17 protein-coding genes are annotated in these 18,047 nt (G+C 60.6%); 9 read left to right on the top strand and 8 right to left on the bottom strand.

The features are described from left to right. Window positions 1-98 precede the first annotated feature (98 nt). The 5 genes from BW43_RS23995 (at window position 99) to BW43_RS24015 (ending at window position 4,011) form a co-directional block, all read left to right on the top strand. Window positions 99-701 (top strand): DUF2796 domain-containing protein, encoded by a 603-nt coding sequence (locus BW43_RS23995; RefSeq protein WP_032884555.1) that lies wholly within the window; start codon window positions 99-101, stop codon window positions 699-701. Window positions 702-707: 6 nt separating this feature from the next. Then, a complete protein-coding gene (locus BW43_RS24000) occupies window positions 708-1,418 on the top strand; it encodes an ABC transporter ATP-binding protein (RefSeq protein WP_032884554.1) in 711 nt (236 codons plus the stop codon). A gap of 1 nt (window position 1,419) precedes the next feature. Further along, window positions 1,420-2,685, top strand: a complete 1,266-nt coding sequence (locus BW43_RS24005) for an ABC transporter permease (protein ID WP_027605183.1) — start codon at window positions 1,420-1,422, stop codon at window positions 2,683-2,685. Between the two features lie 11 nt (window positions 2,686-2,696). Continuing rightward, on the top strand, window positions 2,697-3,218 hold the full coding sequence (locus BW43_RS24010) for a DUF3299 domain-containing protein (protein WP_032884553.1): 522 nt from the start codon (window positions 2,697-2,699) through the stop codon (window positions 3,216-3,218). A gap of 94 nt (window positions 3,219-3,312) precedes the next feature. Then, window positions 3,313-4,011: an OmpW family protein gene (locus BW43_RS24015; RefSeq protein ID WP_032884552.1), complete on the top strand. Its 699-nt coding sequence runs from the start codon at window positions 3,313-3,315 to the stop codon at window positions 4,009-4,011. 126 nt (window positions 4,012-4,137) lie between these two features. On the opposite strand, the gene BW43_RS24020 is transcribed toward BW43_RS24015, so the two are convergent. The 5 genes from BW43_RS24020 to BW43_RS24040 all read right to left on the bottom strand — a co-directional run bounded on the left by BW43_RS24020 (window position 4,138) and on the right by BW43_RS24040 (window position 11,141). Continuing rightward, on the bottom strand, window positions 4,138-5,022 hold the full coding sequence (locus BW43_RS24020; RefSeq protein WP_032884551.1) for a sugar nucleotide-binding protein: 885 nt from the start codon (window positions 5,020-5,022) through the stop codon (window positions 4,138-4,140). 112 nt (window positions 5,023-5,134) lie between these two features. Then, window positions 5,135-7,219: a mechanosensitive ion channel family protein gene (locus tag BW43_RS24025; protein WP_032884550.1), complete on the bottom strand. Its 2,085-nt coding sequence runs from the start codon at window positions 7,217-7,219 to the stop codon at window positions 5,135-5,137. A gap of 58 nt (window positions 7,220-7,277) precedes the next feature. Next, the gene (locus tag BW43_RS24030; RefSeq protein WP_050442793.1) at window positions 7,278-8,108 is read right to left on the bottom strand and encodes a hypothetical protein; all 831 of its coding nucleotides are present in this window, start codon (window positions 8,106-8,108) and stop codon (window positions 7,278-7,280) included. Beyond that, window positions 8,109-9,680: a hypothetical protein gene (locus BW43_RS24035; protein ID WP_032884549.1), complete on the bottom strand. Its 1,572-nt coding sequence runs from the start codon at window positions 9,678-9,680 to the stop codon at window positions 8,109-8,111. Between the two features lie 18 nt (window positions 9,681-9,698). Continuing rightward, window positions 9,699-11,141 (bottom strand): OmpA family protein, encoded by a 1,443-nt coding sequence (locus BW43_RS24040; RefSeq protein ID WP_032884764.1) that lies wholly within the window; start codon window positions 11,139-11,141, stop codon window positions 9,699-9,701. Between the two features lie 266 nt (window positions 11,142-11,407). Here BW43_RS24040 and BW43_RS24045 point away from each other — a divergent pair, with 266 nt between their 5' ends. From BW43_RS24045 to BW43_RS24055, 3 genes are read left to right on the top strand one after another with little or no spacing between them, the layout of a single operon-like run. Beyond that, complete coding sequence (locus BW43_RS24045; RefSeq protein WP_032884548.1) at window positions 11,408-12,187, top strand: endonuclease/exonuclease/phosphatase family protein; 780 nt, start codon at window positions 11,408-11,410, stop codon at window positions 12,185-12,187. Continuing rightward, on the top strand, window positions 12,184-13,452 hold the full coding sequence (gene clsB, locus BW43_RS24050) for a cardiolipin synthase ClsB (protein ID WP_032884547.1): 1,269 nt from the start codon (window positions 12,184-12,186) through the stop codon (window positions 13,450-13,452). The genes BW43_RS24045 and clsB overlap by 4 nt, the downstream gene beginning before the upstream one ends. Next, a complete protein-coding gene (locus BW43_RS24055) occupies window positions 13,442-14,386 on the top strand; it encodes a lysylphosphatidylglycerol synthase domain-containing protein (protein ID WP_099603296.1) in 945 nt (314 codons plus the stop codon). The genes clsB and BW43_RS24055 overlap by 11 nt, the downstream gene beginning before the upstream one ends. A gap of 5 nt (window positions 14,387-14,391) precedes the next feature. On the opposite strand, the gene BW43_RS24060 is transcribed toward BW43_RS24055, so the two are convergent. The 3 genes from BW43_RS24060 to BW43_RS24070 form a co-directional block, all read right to left on the bottom strand. After that, window positions 14,392-15,147: a S9 family peptidase gene (locus BW43_RS24060; protein WP_032884545.1), complete on the bottom strand. Its 756-nt coding sequence runs from the start codon at window positions 15,145-15,147 to the stop codon at window positions 14,392-14,394. Continuing rightward, window positions 15,137-16,246, bottom strand: coding sequence for a DUF3182 family protein (locus BW43_RS24065; protein WP_032884544.1), 1,110 nt, complete (start codon window positions 16,244-16,246; stop codon window positions 15,137-15,139). Before BW43_RS24065 ends, BW43_RS24060 begins: the two co-directional genes overlap by 11 nt. 171 nt (window positions 16,247-16,417) lie before the next feature. Beyond that, the gene (locus tag BW43_RS24070; protein WP_032884543.1) at window positions 16,418-17,377 is read right to left on the bottom strand and encodes a GlxA family transcriptional regulator; all 960 of its coding nucleotides are present in this window, start codon (window positions 17,375-17,377) and stop codon (window positions 16,418-16,420) included. A 96-nt stretch (window positions 17,378-17,473) separates the two neighbouring features. Between BW43_RS24070 and BW43_RS24075 the strand changes: the two genes are divergently transcribed. Then, a complete protein-coding gene (locus BW43_RS24075) occupies window positions 17,474-18,037 on the top strand; it encodes a cysteine hydrolase family protein (RefSeq protein WP_032884542.1) in 564 nt (187 codons plus the stop codon). The last annotated feature ends 10 nt before the right edge of the window (window positions 18,038-18,047 follow it).

Genomic DNA, 18,047 nt, shown 5'->3' with positions numbered 1-18,047 from the left:
CTCCCATGCGGCTTGCGCAACGCCAAGCAGACGGTCAAACTCTCGGCCTTATTGTTATAAGATCACATAACATAACTTTCATGTTCTGGAGCCCTCTCATGCGCCGTCTGCTGCTCGCTTTGCCGTTTGCCCTGCTGCCACTGGCCATTGCCCATGCGGCTGAGGACCATGATCACGACCACGAACACGGCAGCCTCGGCGCGCACGAGCACGGCGTCGGACGTCTCAACGCCGTACTCGACGGCCAGACCCTGGAGCTTGAGCTGGACAGCCCGGCAATGAATCTGGTGGGTTTTGAGCACGTCGCCACCACGGCTGCCGATAAGGCCAAAGTCGCCGCTGCACGCAAACAGCTGGAAAACCCAGCGGCCCTGTTCAACCTGCCCAAGGCCGCCGGTTGCGTGATCAGCTCCCAGGAGCTCAACAGCCCGCTGTTCGGTGACAAGCCGGAAGCCGACCACGACGACGATGACCACGATCACGAGGCCAAAGACGGCGCCCACGAACATCATCACGACCACAGCGAAATCCACGCCCACTACCAATTCACCTGCGCCACGCCGACTGCGTTGAGCAATCTGGACCTGACCCAGGTATTCAAGACCTTCCCCGCCACTCAGAAAATTCAGGTACAACTGATCGGCCCGAGCGGCCAGCAAGGTGTTGATGCCACCGCCACAGCAGCCACCCTGAAGTTCTGAGTTCACATGACCCAAGCACTGATCGAACTGTCTGACCTGGGCTTCAACTGGCCCGGTCACCCACAGTTGCTGGACATCCCCGCCTTCCGCCTGGAAGCGGGTGAAACCCTGTTTCTCAAGGGCCCGAGCGGCAGCGGAAAAACTACGCTGCTTGGTCTATTGGGCGGCGTGCAGAAACCCAGCCGAGGTAGCATTCGCTTGCTCGGCCAGGAGCTGACCGAACTCTCGGCCGGCGCCCGTGATCGTTTCCGCGTCGACCATACGGGCTACGTCTTCCAACAGTTCAACCTGCTGCCGTTCCTGTCGGTGCGCGAAAACGTCGAGTTGCCTTGCCACTTTTCCAAACTGCGAGCGCAGCGGGCAAAGCAGCGCCACGGCAGTGTCGACCAGGCCGCCGCTACATTGCTCGCGCATTTGGGCTTGAAGGATAAACACCTGCTGGAGCGCCGCGCCGATTCGCTGTCCATCGGCCAGCAACAACGGGTGGCTGCCGCACGCGCGCTGATCGGCCAACCGGAATTGGTGATCGCCGACGAACCCACCTCAGCCCTGGACTACGACGCCCGCGAAGCTTTCCTTCAGTTGCTGTTCGCTGAATGCCGCGACGCCGGCGCCAGTCTGTTGTTTGTCAGCCATGATCAGAGCCTGGCACCGCTGTTCGACCGCAACCTGTCGCTGGCCGAACTCAATCGCGCCGCCACGCCCGCAGAGGTTTGAGATGTATTTGTTTCGTCTAGCCATGGCCAGCCTGGCTAACCGTCGCTTTACCGCGATCCTAACCGCGTTTGCCATCGCGCTTTCAGTCTGCTTGTTGCTCGCAGTGGAACGGGTTCGCGTTGAGGCGCGCAACAGTTTCGCCAGTACCATCAGCGGCACCGACCTGATCGTCGGCGCCCGCTCCGGTTCGGTCAACCTGCTGCTGTATTCGGTATTTCGCATCGGCAACGCCACCAACAACATCCGCTGGGACAGCTACGAGCATTTCGCCGCCAGCCCCCAGGTGAAATGGGCGATCCCGATTTCCCTCGGCGACTCCCATCGCGGCTACCGGGTGATGGGTACCAACGAGTCGTACTTCGAGCATTACCAGTACGGCCGCAAGCAAAACCTCGAACTGGCCAGCGGCCGTGCCTTTGCCACCGACCCGTTCGAAGTGGTGCTCGGTGCCGAGGTAGCTGATGCCCTGCACTACAAGCTCGGCGACAAGCTGGTACTGGCCCACGGCGTGGCGGTGGTCAGCCTGGTCAAGCACGATGACAAGCCGTTCACCGTGGTCGGTATCCTCAAGCGCACCGGCACGCCGGTGGATCGCACGTTGCACATCAGCCTGGGCGGCATGGAAGCTATCCATATCGACTGGCACAACGGTGTGCCGGCCCAGGGCAAAGGCCGCATCAGCGCCGATCAGGCGCGCAATATGGACCTGACCCCGCAGGCCATTACCGCCTTCATGCTCGGCCTGAACAACAAGATTTCCACCTTCGCCCTGCAGCGCGAGATCAATGAATTCCGTGGCGAGCCGATGCTGGCGATCCTGCCCGGCGTGGCGCTGCAAGAGCTGTGGAGCATGATGGGCACCGCCGAAAAAGCGCTGTTCGTGATCTCGCTGTTTGTGGTGCTGACCGGCTTGATCGGCATGCTCACCGCCATCCTTACCAGCCTCAACGAACGCCGCCGCGAAATGGCGATCCTGCGTTCGGTGGGTGCACGGCCGTGGCATATCGCAACGTTGCTGATCTTCGAAGCCTTCGCCCTGGCCCTGTCCGGCGTGATCGCAGGCGTGGGCTTGCTGTATGTGTGCATTGCCGCGTCGCGTGGGTATTTGCAGGCCAATTACGGGCTGGACCTGCCGATGTCCTGGCCGAGCGAATATGAATGGACCTTGCTCGCCGGTATCCTGGCTGCTGCGCTGTTGATGGGCAGCGTGCCGGCCTGGCGCGCCTACCGACAATCCTTGGCCGATGGCCTGTCCATACGTTTATGAGGAAGGACTCGATGCGTCGTGCCCTGTTTGCACTGTTGTTGCTGGTGGCGGTACCCGCCTGGGCCGATGAGCAGCCCAAGGATTTGTCCTGGCAGGAGATGATCCCACCGGACGCGCCGCCAGAAGTCCCGAATATGAAACCGCTGCACGACCTGTCGAACATGGCCGATGCCTTGTCCGTCGAAGCCGCGCCGGCGGCCAAGCAGGACCTGCCCAACGCGCCGGTGGTGCAGAGCCTCAATGGCCAGCACATCCGCCTGCCGGGTTATATCGTGCCGCTGGAAGTCAGCGAAGAAGGCCGTACCACCGAGTTCCTGCTGGTGCCGTATTTCGGCGCGTGCATCCACGTACCGCCGCCGCCGTCGAACCAGATCGTGCATGTGAAAAGTGAAGTCGGCGTGAAGCTCGATGAGCTGTACCAGCCGTATTGGATCGAAGGCGCGATGCAGGTCAAGCCGTCTACCAGCGAACTGGCGGACGCCGGTTACCAGATGGATGCCGAGAAGATTTACATGTACGAACTGCAGGAATAACGCTGATCGTCCTTTCATTGAGCTGAGTCAACAGACCGAACGGAACGATCTTTACCATTGGACGTACAACTTTTAAACGTCCTTTGGAGCTCCCATGAACAAGTCTCTGCTCGGCGCGTCCCTCTTCGCGCTCGCCCTCGTCGCCCCCATTGCCCATGCTCACGAAGCGGGCGACATTCTGGTTCGCGCCGGTGCTATCACCGTGAACCCGAAGGCCGACAGCAGCACCGTCAAGGTTGACCAGGGCCCGCTGGCCGGTACCAACCTGGGCGGCAAGGCGACCATGAGCAGCGACACCCAACTGGGCCTCAACTTCGCCTACATGCTGACCAACCACGTGGGTATCGAACTGCTGGCCGCCACGCCGTTCGAGCATGACGTGAAGATCAAGGGCACCGCCCTCGGCGGCGCCAACGGCAAGCTGGGTACGCTGAAACACCTGCCGCCAACCCTGAGCGTCGTCTACTACCCGCTGGACAACAAATCCTCGTTCCAACCGTACGTAGGCGCCGGTATCAACTACACCTGGATCTACGACGAACACGTCGGCAGCCGTGCCCAGGGCGCAGGCTTCAGCAACTTCAAAGCCGAGAACTCATGGGGTTGGGCTGCGCAGATCGGCGCGGACTACATGATCAACGACAAGTGGATGATCAACGCCCAGGCGCGTTACATCGACATCAGCACCAAGGCTACCGTGGAAAACAATGCCGTGGCGCCGGGCACCCGTGCCAAGGTCAATGTGGACGTGGACCCAATGGTTTACATGGTGGGTATCGGCTACAAGTTCTAAGCAAAACTGCATAAACAACTGTGGGAGGGGGCTTGCTCCCGATGACGGTGGATCAGTCAACAAACCAGTGACTGATACACCGCTATCGGGAGCAAGCCCCCTCCCACATTTGGTTGTGCGTTGGGTTCAGCTGTGGCGGTAAAACCGATCCAATAGCGCCGGAAGCCCCGCCCGCCAGGCCCGTGGCTTGATGCCAAAGGTATGCAGGATTTTCTTGCAGGCCAACACCGCGTGCTGCGGCTCGTCCGTCGCATCCGGCCGGGCCGCGTGGGCTTGGGCGGTGGGCGATTCGATGGCCAACGGATGGAAAGTGCGCGCTTCGGTTAGGATCGCCTGACCCAGCGCCAGCGGCGTAGTCGCCTCCTGGCCGGCGTAATGGTAAGTGCCCCACAGCGGCGCCGCGCAATCGAGTTGCTTGAGCACCGAAATGATCACCCGCGCCGCATCATCCACCGGCGTCGGGTTGCCGCGGCGGTCATCCGCCATCAGCAATTCATCCGGTTTCTCGGCCCGGGCCAGGAAGCGCCCGAGGGTGCCATCCACACTGTCATCCAGCAGCCAGCCAAAGCGCAGCAACACATGCTGCGGGCACGTGGCGCGCACACTCTGTTCGATACGCCACAACGCCTGGCCACGCAGGCCCAGGGGCACCGGCTCGTCCTTTTCGCTGTAGGCGGTGGCACGGGAGCCATCGAATACGCGGTAGCTGGACGGTTGCAGCAAGGTGATGTTGTGGTGTTGGCACAGTTCGGCCAGGCGCTCGATAGCGAACTCCTGCGAAGCCAAACGGGTTTCGCTGACGGCTTCGGCCTGGAACCAGTCGAAGTAGTAGGCGAGATTGATCAAGGCATCGGGACGGGTGTCGTCGAGCAATTGGGTAAGGCTCGCGGCATCCCAGCCGTCTTGGGGCGGTTTGGGTGCGAGGAAACCGATGTCTTCCTCTGCACCGAGGCGAATCAGCGCCTGCCCGAGGGCATTCCCGCCGCCCAATAACATAAGGCGCATTCGCATAGATTGAGCAGGCCCGGTCTGTTTGGAACGTTGGCTATGGTCGGCAGGCCCGTGGGCCTTGCCGCTGGCATTTGCCAGAATCGTTGCATTTTGCGGGTTTGTAGCGCAACCGTCACGGATTAAGTGTCTTGACGCCTGGCTCTGCGGGCTCATGCTCCAACGCCGCACGCTGGAGCAACATGACCTGCTGTGGATAAGTCTGCGCGAAGTGCACCTCGGGGCAGTTATCCACAAGCTTTTTCAGACGCTGGTTAAACGCGCGACTGACAGCATATTGCCCACCCGATACCGTGCGGAACTGCGCTGTGAGCACCACGCCATTGAGGTCCATCTTGTCGACACCAAACACTTCTAGCGGCCCTTGCAGGTTGTACTTGAGGAAGACATCGTCGCGGATCGACTGACCGGCTTCACGAATCAACTCCACAGCCTTGTCCACATCGGTGTCGTAGGTGAACTGCACCGAGAAGAACGCATAGGCAAATTGCCGCGACTGGTTGGTGACCGCCTTGATCTGCCCGAACGGCACCGAATGCACAAAGCCCTTGCCGTCACGCAGACGCAGGGTGCGGATAGTCAGGCCCTCGACGGTGCCGGCGTGGCCGGAGTCGAGCACCACCCAGTCGCCGATGGACAGCGTGTCTTCAATGATGATGAACAGCCCGGTGATCACATCCTGCACCAGTTGCTGAGAACCAAAACCAATGGCCAGGCCGACCACACCAGCACCCGCCAGCAGCGGCGCGACATTGATGCCAAGGTTGGCCATGGTGGTGATCGCGCAGATGACCACCAGGATGATCTTCACCGCATTACGCAACAGCGGCAGTATGGTTTTCACCCGCGTGCTCGGCTGGCGACTGGAGCGTTTGTTTACCGGCGGTTTCAGCGCTTCCTGGATCGCCGTGTCGAGCACCACCCAGAACAACCATGTCATCAGCAGAATCAAACCGATGCTGCTCAAAGAGTCGCTGATCGCCCGACCTACCGAGTTGCGCTGGGCAAACTCGAACAGGGACACGCCCCAGATCCGCCCAAGGATTTCGATAAAGGCGATCGCCATGACAATGCGAAGGATCGCGTGCAACAGGCTCAAGAAGCGATCTTTATAGGCGCTACTGCGCTGGATCGCTACCTGGCTGCGGGACTTGAACAGGTGTTGCAACACGGTGCTCAAGAACACGGTGCCAATTAGCAGAATCGTGGTGAACAGCGCGCAACGCAGGGCTTTCTGGTTATCGTCACCGGCGCCGATGAGGTTGATTGCCGAGACCAGCACCATCAATAGAATCGGCCAGTACCACAGGCCGGAAAACACCCGCAAAGATTGCTGCAACGCCGGATGTTTAAGGCGCTGGGCCAGTGGCCGATTGCGGATCAGATGGGCGACCGGCCGACGCAAGCGCACCACCAGCACGCCGAAAATCACCGCCGCGAACAGGCCGGTAAATACCGCAATACTGCTGGTGATATTGCCGCCAAGCTGGCGGGCAATTTGCGGGCTGGTCAGAGCATCGCTGAGGGCGGCGAGGAAGCCAATCAGGAACAGCGGCTTGGGGCAGTAATCGCGAATAATCTGCACCGCCGGCCGCTTGTGGCCGAAATTGAACATGACAATCACGCACAACAGCATCGAGGTGGAAAAGATCCCGCTGCTGGTGGCATAGGCAAAACACAGTGCCAACGCGCGCCCCACCGAAGTGGGCAGGAAGTGACTGACATAAAGGGTCAGCGGCAGGCAGATCAGCGCCGGGATCGTGTAGGGCACCACATACCCGAGCACCGCATGCAGGCGTTTGCGCTGTGCGACGAATGACCGTCGGCCCAAGCGCTGCACGATAAACCGCCCCAACAACGTCAGCACGGTAAATGCGCCGACCCACACACCTGACAGCAGCAGAAAATTCCCGGCCACACTCCACGGCGAACGTTCTGACGTTTGGTCGACCAACCGCCCGACTTCATCCGCCGCCCTGTCCGCACGCAGGCGCCAGGCGTCGATCAGGCTCTGATTGAGGTCGAGCTTGTCCTGCACGTCGTCGATGCTGGAACTGATGGCACCGAGCAGTCCGCCTTCCACCAGCAACTCTGGCTTGGCCGGCGTCTCGGGTTCGGGCGCAACCGCCGCGGCGTGCAGTGCGCCACTGCCGCAAAACAGCAGCGCACCGAGCAGTAATGCAGTCTTGAGATTCAGCAAAACACCGAGTTCCTTCAGAAGGGTCTGTAAGGAACTGACGGGTTTCAGCAGGGATGGTTCACTTCAGGTCGACATTCAGGCTTGGCGCGCCAAACGCTACCAACTGCGCGTTAGAGCCGGCGAAATAGCCTTTCCAGAAGCCTTCCAACGCTTGGATGGTCTTGCCGGAGCGATAAGCCTGCTTGACGTCCTTGGTCACCAACGCCGCACCGGCCACATAGACGCGCGCGCCCTGCAGGTCGGCGAACAGGCCTTTGTCGGCCACCCGCTTCAGCTCGGCGTCGGGTTGCAGGTCACGAATCCGGTTGTTGGCGTAGAAGCTGCCGAAGTCGCTGTTTTCCAGCATGTCGGAAATCAACAACACCACACGTTCCTGAGCCGGTTGCTGGCCCAGGTCTTTGCCGATATCACGCAACGACTGGAAGATCTCACTGCGCGCAATCTCTTCGGACGCTTCACGCAGCGTGGTCACAAACACCTTGCCAAAGGTCTTGTTGAAGAAGCTGCGTTGCTCGGCCAGGCACGTATCAAAGGTGCGCAGCGATTGCATGCCCACGCGCTCACGGACTTTCTCGTCGATGCCCTGGTTGAGTTCACCGGCAAAGCGCAATTGCATGAACTGCCCCGGCAGAAACGCCGAGAAGCTGTACAGTCGGACCTTATCGCCCGGCTGTACAAAGCGCTGCACCTGGGCCCAAGTGGCCTTCTGAATAACCTCAGGCATCGGGATCGTTTGATCAATGATCACCGTCAACTCGCGCCCCGCAGCCACTGGCCGAAACTCAGCGACCTTGGCGTACGGATAGCAATCCGGAATGTCGTTGCGCTCGCCGGCCACCGCCATCAAGGGCGCCAGCAACAGGGCACAGAAAAAGCGCGGGATCATCATTCAAGCACCTGTTGCGTCAAAGTCTTTAACCAACTGCTGTTCGGCACGCAGCGCCAGCACATCTTCCAGGGCGTGGCCTTTGGCACGGCTGATCGTTGCCAATTGCTCTTCGGTGTAGGCCGTCAGGTCTTTGCCGCGCAGGGCGTCGAGACCTTCCGAGGCAGCCACCGCCACTGGCGCCTGCACCGGGGCTGGTGCTGGTGCTGGTGCAGCGACTTCCGCTACCGCCGGTGCGGCAGGTGCGGCAGGTGCAACCGGAACATTGACGGGTTTGGCCGCCGGTTGCGGATTCCCTGGCAACGCCTGTTTGCGCGCCACGAAGGTCTCGAAACTGCGATTGTGTGCAGTGGTCAACGCCGCCTGCTGCTGGGCGTTGGTGGTGGTGCGCCCGGCGAGCTTGAGCTGCAATTTGCTCAATTTGTGATCGGCATGGGAGGCAATTTCCACGCGCTGGCTCTGCATCCAGTTTTCCAGGGCTTCGCCGCTGGAGAACTTGTGGGTGTGCTCCCAGGCAGTCTTGGACTCAACCCCGGCAAAACCGAAGATCGACGCCAGCCAGATACTGGTGATCTGAATCGCGATGTAGATCACCGACAGCACGATGAAGGTGATCAGCGAGGCTTTGCGGATCGCGTCCATCTTGTCGGTCAGGGTTTGCTTGTCTGCCTGATCGTTGATCGCCGCCGAATCGGCCGGCAGTTCGAACGGGCTGGCCGAGTCGTAATTCTGCTGGGCAAAGGCATGCGGGCTGCCGACCATTTCGGTCTCGATGCTTTTGAGCTGCATGGTGCGGATACCGAACGCCGCAATCGCGATAATCGCGATCCAGATACCGGTGGTGATCATCCAGCCACGGCTTGGTGTCACGGTGTGGTTGGTGTTGATGCGCGCCAGGATACGGTTGTAGTCCTTGCCGTCTTTATCGCTTTCGGTGTCTTTGATCCCGATGCCCGGCAACTCCTTGAGCTGATTCGGGCGATCGCTGTCGCTGTCGTTTTCCCACCAGTGGCGAGCCTTGCTGATCAGCGCGTTCTTGTGCGCAGCACGGCCGGTGACTTCGGCCAGGATCGCCGAGGCGACCGCCAGCAGGAAGGCAAACAACCAGCCCATCCAGCTTTGGTCATTGGCCGACAGGTTCTGGTTGATGAATGGCACCAGTACGTAGGCGAAACCCACGGCCTCGAACATGATCAGCATAAAAATCAGGGCAAACACCCAGAACGGTCGCTCCCGGCGGCCACGCTCGCCGATGGTGCGCAGGTAGGATTCGCTTTTATTAAAGAAGTCGACGTCTTCCGCGCCGATTTTTTCATAGCGCGAGTAGTACGCGTCGCACAGCTCGCTCTCGGATTTCGGCCAGCCATAAGCGTCGAGCATCAGGCTCTGCTTGGACAGGCGCGCTACCTTGCCGATCACGGGCACGCCGTGCCAAACACGCATGACGAAATAACCCACTTTTTCCCAATACGCTTGAATCAGGATCGCCGCCAGCAGCGTGGAAATCACCAGGCCGGTGATTAGCTTATTTGCCCAGAGCAGGGCCGTCAGCGCATTAAAGCTGAAGTCTTCCATGGTGTATGTCCTTGAGTCTTACGCGCGAATCGGCACGAAACGGGTAGTGAAAGCTTCACGGCTGCGCGGGTAGAACAACGCACCGTCCGTGGCTTCGGAGTTTTTCTTGCTGAACACCACGTCGATACACGACACCGGTGCCTTGGGGTCTTGGATGAAAACGCGATAGAGCACCAGGTCCTCACCTTCGTAGGTGTTGGCCACGGCTTTGCTTTTGATCGACTTGCGGTTGCCGTCCTTGTAGCCCTGCACCACTTCGATGAAGGGTTGGCGGTCGACGCTGGCGCCGTCACGCAGGATCGAAACCGGTGACAGCGTCACCAGGTGGCCATTGACCACATTCGCCCACACGCGGTTGTTGTAGCCCGGCAGGTACTCGGTGGTGACTTGGGTGTCGAGCGCCTTGCCGCTGGCGAGGTTGAACACCTTGCCGGTTTCTCGCGGGCGGTCGGCTTCGCAACTGCTGTTGGGCAGATCGTTGGCTTGCGCGCTGCTGACCAGAGCGAACCCGGCCTTTTTCGGCGCGATGCCTTGGGCCAGGGTCCAACGCGTGTCGCTGGCCGGCTGGCCGCCAAAGTCGACCAGGGCGGTACCGGCATCGGCGGGCTTGCTCTCGGCAGCCGGTTTGGTGGTGGCAGCAGGCTTGTTTTTCGGCGCGCGGGCGACGGTGCGCGCAGGCTCGGTCGAGGTACCGTGCGCCAGGTATTTGGAGTTGTTCTGTTCGGCGTTGACCCGTTTGACCAGCATGTTGCGGTCAGTCACTTCAACGATCTCAACCCGACGGTTCTTGCCGCGTTGCTGCACATCGCTGTTGTCGGCGATTGGCCGCGAAGCCCCCGCCCCCTGGAAAAACATACGCTGCGGGGCGATGCCTTGCTCGGCCAGGATCGACGCCACGGCGCGGGCACGTTGCTCGGACAACCGCTGGTTGGTGGCGGCGCTGCCGGTAGCGTCGGTGTGGCCGACGACCAGAATCGCCGCTTGGCTGTTCTGGCCCTGCTTGGGCGCGAACGCGGCGGCCAACTTGCGGACCTGGCGCTGACCATTGGCGCTCAACTGCGCGCTGCCGGTGGCGAACATGCCTTCATCCTGCACTTGGGCAACGATGCCCGCTTCAGTCGGTGCCGGCGCGCGGGCGTTGCCGCTGGCGACCTCCTGGCTTTGCAGGGTTTGCACCTGGATATTCAGGTTCTCTTCCTTGGCGATCCGCTCCAGTTCCTGCAAACGGTTCTGCCACAAGTTACCCGCCACACAACCGGCCGCCGCGCCCACACCACCGCCGACGATCGCCTTTTTGGCATCGCCCGTGATCGCATACGTCAGGCCTGCACCGAGCAATGCACCACCGGCGCAACCGATGGCCGTGCCGTAGTTTTTGCCCGCGTCGTTAAGCGTCGCGCAGCCGCTGAGCGCCACGGCGCCAGCAAGCAGGCTGATTTTTCGGGTAAAGGAGGTATTCACTTGATGGGTTCCGGCCTTCATGAAAAGAGCCGCCGACCCACTGCCAACGCCGAATACGCGCCAACTGCATCATCCATGAACAGGCCCTGCACAATCGTTGAATGGGGTAAATAGCGCGGGATTGGATCACGTCAGTGATGGCAATTCAACAGCATTTGTAACTCCATGCGTCCTTCAGAACCGTCCGTAGGACGCTCGAAACTTTCTCCAGCCGCCAGCAGTCAGCCATTACATGAAGCCAAGCCCCACTCTTCACAGGAATACACATGACTGCGATCCCCGACTGGGTGCCCGTTACCCCCAGCGTCGCCATCACGCGCTTTACAGTGCTGACGGTCAATATCCACAAGGGCTTCACCGCCCTGAACCGACGCTTCATCCTGCCCGAGCTGCGAGAAGCGGTGCGCAGCGTGGGCGCAGACATGGTGTTCCTGCAGGAAATCCATGGCACCCACGAGCGCCATCCGCAGCGCTACAGCGACTGGCCGAACATGCCGCAGTACGAGTTTCTGGCCGACAGTATCTGGCCGCAGTTCGCTTACGGGCGTAACGCGGTTTACCCCCATGGCGACCACGGCAATGCGCTGCTGTCGAAATTCCAGATCGTGAGCTACGACAACCTCGACATCTCCCAAAGCGGCCATGAAAACCGTGGCCTCCTGCATTGCGTGTTGCGCTTGCCGGGCAGCGGGCAGGAAGTGCACGCAATCTGTATCCACCTGGGCTTGCGCGAGGTGCATCGCCAGCAGCAATTGCGTTTGCTGGAGCAGCGCATCCGCGAGATTCCCGCCGATGCGCCGTTGGTGGTCGCCGGCGATTTCAACGACTGGCGCCAGCGGGCCGATTTGAGCCAAAGCGGCCTCACCGAGGTGTTCGTGCACACCCTTGGCAAACCGGCGCGCACCTTCCCGGCACGCCTGCCGTTGCTGCCGCTGGACCGCATTTATGTGCGCAACGTGAAGGTTCACAACCCACAGGTGCTGACCACACGGCCGTGGTCCCATCTTTCAGACCATGTGCCGCTGTCGGTGGAGATTGAGCTATGAACGTTGCGGTCGAGCACATCTCTACCGACCAGCCGCCGGACGAAACCAAGGCACGCGACCTGGATTACGGCTGGCAAAGCGGTAATCAGGTCGAGTTGCTGGAGAACGGCGAAGCGTACTTTCCCAAGGTATTCGAGGCGCTGCGCCAAGCCCGGCGCGAGATCCTGCTGGAGACCTTTATCCTTTTCGAAGACAAGGTTGGCCATGAGCTGCAACGTATCCTGATCGAGGCGGCGCAGCGTGGGGTCAAGGTCGTGGTCAGCCTGGATGGCTTTGGCTGCGGCGAGCTGAGCGCGGGGTTTCTCGGTGAGCTGGCCGAGGCCGGCGTGACGGTGCAGATGTTCGATCCGGCGTCCAAGACGCTGGGGATTCGCACAAACTGGTTCCGCCGCCTGCACCGCAAGATTGTGGTGGTGGACGCCACCGTGGGGTTTATCGGCGGGATCAACTTCTCTGCTGATCACTTGGGGGATTTCGGCCCCGAGGCCAAACAGGATTACGCGGTGCAGGTAATTGGCCCGGCGGTGGCAGACTTGCATCACTTTGCCTTGGCACAAAGTGGTCGCCAGGTGCGCACGCGGCGCGGGTGGCGACGGCGCCAGCAGCGGCCTTCAGCGTGGTCGAGCGAGCACGGCGACGGCCTGGTACGGTTGATTTACCGTGACAACCTGCAACACCGCGACGATATCGAAGAAGCGTATATCCATGCCCTGAGCAAGGCCCAACACCGAGCGGTGATCGCCAACGCGTATTTCTTCCCCGGCTACCGCCTGCTGCGGGAAATCCGCAACGCCGCGCGCCGCGGCGTGCATGTGCAGTTGATCATGCAGGGCCAACCCGACGTGCTGCTGGCCAAACTGGCAGCACGCATGCTCTACGACTACCTGCTCAAAGACGGTGTAGTGATTCACGAATACTGCCAGCGCCCGCTGCACGGCAAAGTCGCATTGGTGGATGACGAGTGGAGCACTGTAGGTTCGAGCAACTTGGACCCATTGAGCCTGGCACTGAACCTGGAAGCCAACGTGTTGATTCGCGACCGCGCGTTTAATCAGCAACTGTACGAGCGCCTCGAAGTGCTCAGTAAAAATCACTGTCAGACCATGCCGGAAAACCGCAAGCCACGCCTGTGGTTGTGGCGATTGACCGTCGGCTTCCTGGTGTTCCATGTGATGCGCCATTTCCCCGCGCTGACCGGTTGGCTGCCTGCGCACAAACCGCGCTTGAAACCCTTCGTGCATGAGGAACAGCGCCATGAAAGCTGAGCGTTTCAAGCGTTGGAAGAAGCCCCTGACCATCGCCTTCTTCCTGCTGCTGATCGTGCTGTTCACCCTGCTCGCCCGCAGGATCGACTGGAGCGAGGTGGTCCAGACGCTGGGTGATTTCAAACTGCGTACCTTGCTGATAGCAGGCGCGTTGACCCTGTGCAGCTTTATCGTCTACGCCTGCTTCGACCTGATCGGCCGCACCTACATCCGCCAGCCATTGCGCTGGAAGCAGATTCTGCCGGTGGGCATCATCAGCTACGCGTTCAACCTCAACCTCAGCGCGTGGGTCGGCGGCATCGCCATGCGCTATCGGCTGTATTCGCGGTTGGGCGTGAGCACCGGCAATATCGCCAAGATTCTGGGCCTGAGCCTGGCCACCAATTGGTTTGGCTACATGGCGCTGGCGGGCGCGGTTTTCAGCAGCGGGCTGGTGACCATGCCGCCTGGCTGGAAGCTGAGCAGCGGCGCGCTGCAAGGGGTGGGTGTATTGCTGGTGTTGGCCAGCCTGGGCTACCTAGCGGCCTGCCAATTTTCGAAAAAACGCGCGTGGTCGATCCGAGGCATCGAGATCAACCTCCCATCGCTGCGCATGGCCTGCTTGCAACTGGCGTTGGGCGCGTTGAACTGGTCGCTGATGGCGGCGGTGATTTTTACCCTGCTGCCCGCCAAGTTGGACTATCCGCTGGTACTGGGTGTGTTGTTGATCAGCGCGATTGCCGGCGTAGTCACCCATATCCCAGCCGGGCTTGGGGTGCTGGAAGCGGTGTTTATCGGGCTGTTACAGCATGAGGCGTCGCGGGGCAGTTTGCTGGCGGGGTTGATTGCGTATCGGGCGATCTACTTCATCTGCCCGCTGCTGATTGCACTGGTGATGTACTTGGGCGTGGAAGCCAAGGCCAAGGCGTTGCGGGTGAAGAAAACACCCGCCTGAACGCACTACTGGGATTGGATGATGCTCAACCGCTCGCCGACCACCATCTCGGTGATCCAGTCCACCAGGATCGAGGTGTAGGCCTGTTGGGAAACCGGATCGCTGAGGGAGTGGTCAGCGCCATCGATGATGCGGTGAGTCAGGGAATGGGTCTGCTGGCACGCGGCGCGGTAACTCATGATGGTGGCGTGGGGCACATGGTCATCGGTTTCCGATTCGACAATCAGCACATCACCGGTAAACGCCGCACAAGCATGTAAGGCGCGGTTGGTCTCGGCATGCACCAGGGTGCTGCGGTAATCCATCAAATCGACCTTATCCAGATCGCGCTTGGGCTTGAGCCATTCCTGATCGCGGTACAACGCCGGCACACGCAGCGCCAGCCAGCGTACCGGGCGCAGCGAAGTGAGGATTGCAGCCAGGTAGCCGCCATAACTGGTGCCCACGACCGCCACCGCCGAGGTGTCGATGGCAGGATGGGCGAGCAGCCGGTCATACGCCGCCAGCAGGTCCCGCAGGTTGTCTTCGCGGGTGACGCGGTTCAATGGAATACCGTTGCCAGCATGACCGCGCAGGTCGAAGGTCAGGCACACACACCCCAGGCCGGCGATGCCTTTGGCCCGCTCCAGATCCCGCTCTTGGCTACCGCCCCAGCCGTGCACAAACAACACGCCCGGCACTTTGGATTTAGGGCTCAGAAACGTGCCGCTCATTTGTTCGTCGTCGATATCGATGGAAATGGTTTCACTTCTAGCCGTCATAAGATTTAACCGTCACGTACTTGAGAAGAAATTCGCTGTTTTCCGCGGGGCCGCGGTACACCTCAATGGCATCCGCCGGCAGCGCTTGGTCCACGTAGGTTTCTACCGAGGACACATGAATGGCTTTAAGGCCCGGGTGGTTGATGAAGCTCTGCAGCGCCGCGACTTCCGCGCTGCTGGCGCCGCCCATGCGCCAGGATTGTTCGAGCACGCCACTACGACGCTGGCCGTGGCTATCCAAGCCTTGAGCGATGTCGTAGTTGCGCCGTGAGGCATAGAAGCCGGGGTAGGCTTCATCAGCTGCCGTGTCGAAGACCTGCGCTTGCTCGATGGCCAGGCGTACGTCCTCGGGCAGATCGAGCTTAAGCAAGTCTTCGTAATAACCGGGTACGACCAGCAGGTCGGATCCGCCATAGACACCTTCGCCCTCCCCGTCTTCGGTCAGGTATTGCTCGCCGCAGTAACTGAACACGTGATCGCCGATAAAACTCTGGCCCACGCTATGGGTGACCACATCATGCAGGTCCTGCTCCAACACCACGCCTTCGTCGAACAATTGCACGGCCTCAGGCCTGGCCAGCACGGCTTTGAAGGCATCGAGGCTGTGGATAACTTCCTGGCCGCGTCCAGCGCAGGCGTGCACTGGTTTCAGGCGAATGGGCCCGTCGTTGAGCAAACGCGTGGCAGCGGGCAGTGCGTCTTCGAGCGCGAATACACTGAGGCCTTCCAACACGACTTTTTTTACCCGCTCGCAGAACAACGACGACCACCCCTCTGGCGCCTTGGCCTCAGGGCTTAACAAACCATGGCTGATGGCTTTGGTGCAGATGAAGTCGTGATCGACATAGCCGCCCCATAGATCTTCGGGGCCTTTGACGTTAAGGGCCCGGGCTTGCGCCGGGCCCACAAGAGTTTGCGTGGGCAGTAAATACAGCTCACGGCCAGCATGTTTTTGCGGATCGTAGCTGCCACCGAATTTAAGCCCCAGAATTTGCGCCAGCCAGCGGGCCAGGGCGAGGTTTGTGTGGACTTCATGCTGAGGTGCGCCCTCTCGTATGGAGTAAGCGACCACCCATTTTTTGCGTTGTGTCGGGGTCATGCTTCCCCCTTGGCCTTCCGGCCATGTGTGTATCAAGAAGGCTGCAGGGATCAGGCCAAAACACGGAGGGGCGGGACCGGTTTGAAATCAATCAGTTACTGAAAAACCGATGGCATTTGGCCTGTTTTATTCTGCACGACGAGGCGTCAAGTGCGCGGCGTTCTGCACGATTCACACGCCAAAACGGCTGCGATAATCACTGGGCGCCAGACCTGTGATTTTCTTGAAAATGGCGCGAAAGGCGCTGGGATCCTGATAGCCCACGGTCCAGGCGATATGGTCGATGGTGCCGTTGGTGAACTCCAACATCTGCCGCGCCTTGCCCACACGCAGGTGCTGGCAGTATTCGGTGGGTTTCAAGCCAGTGGCGCCGCGAAAGCGCCGCAGGAAAGTTCGTTCTTCCAACCCCGCCTCTTGCGCCATGGTCGCGACGGACACATCTACCGCCCCGCTGGCTTGCAACCAATGTTGAACCTTGAGAATGGCCGCGTCGCCATGACCGAGGATCGGCGCAAAGTTACTGCCGCACTGGCTGGCGCTGTCGCTGTGTTCGATGACCAAGAACCGCGCGGTGTCGGCAGCGATGCTCGGCCCCATGAGACGGTCAACCAGACGCAGGCCCAGTTCGGACCACGCCATCAGCCCCGCCGTAGTAATCAGGTCGCCGTCATCGACAATAGGTTTGTCCGCCTCCAGGCGCACGGAGGGGTAGCGTGCGGCAAAAGACTTGGCGGAAGACCAATGGGTAGTAGCGCTGCGCCCATCCAGCAAGCCACTGCGCGCCAGCATGATCGAGCCGATACAGACGCCACCGAGTACGGTCCCCGTCGCGTGCTGCTGACGAAGCCACTCCAACAGCGCAGGCGGCGCTTGTTCTTCGGTGAACTCACCGATCGACGGGGGCACCAGCACGGCCATCATCGGCTGGTCGGGGCCTGGGTGGCTGTCGAATACCCTTTTCAGCGAGCCATCGGCACTTACCTGCCAATGACTGATACGCAGCAGCGGCAGTTGTGCAGACTGATGCTCGGCCGCAATCCGGTTGGCCACGCCGAACAGGTCGGTCAGGCCATGCACGGCGGCCAATTGCGCCCCTTCGTAGATCAACACGCCCAGCTCAACAACAGCCATTGTCAGTTTTCCCCCTGTTATTGTCGGTGCAGCCAATCCCCGGCGCCGGCGCCAGCTAAGATACTGGGCCCATCAACCCATCACGAGGCAATACCCATGGCCAAGCAAGCGCTCATCCTAATCGATATCCAGAACGACTACTTCCCCCAGGGCAAGTGGCCGCTTGATGGTGTGGAAGCTGCGGCGGACAAGGCTGCGCAGGTGCTCAAGGCGTTCCGCCAGGCAGGTGATGCGGTGATTCATGTGCGCCATGAATTCACGTCCGAAGATGCACCGTTCTTCACGCCTGGGTCACAAGGCGCGCAGTTGCATCCAAAGGTACTGAACGAAAGCAATGAGCCTGTGGTGCTTAAACATTTCGTGAACTCGTTTCGTGAAACCAATCTGCGCGCCTTGCTGGAACAACGCAGCATCACCGAACTGGTGGTGGTCGGCAGCATGAGCCACATGTGCGTCGATGCCGTGGTGCGGGCCGCAGCGGATCTGGGCTACAAGGTCACGGTGATTCATGATGCCTGCGCCACCCGCGATCAGGAGTTCAACGGGCAGGTGATTCCGGCCGCGCAGGTGCATGGCGCGTACATGGCCTCGTTGGCGTTTGGGTATGCGGGCGTGGTGTCGGCGGAGGAGTATTTGAAGGCGCAAGCAGCGGCGGCGTAAACGCTGCTTG

This window comes from Pseudomonas sp. RIT357, assembly GCF_000632245.1.
Classification (GTDB): Bacteria; Pseudomonadota; Gammaproteobacteria; order Pseudomonadales; family Pseudomonadaceae; genus Aquipseudomonas; species Aquipseudomonas sivasensis.
This window is presented reverse-complemented; position numbering and strand designations above follow the sequence as displayed.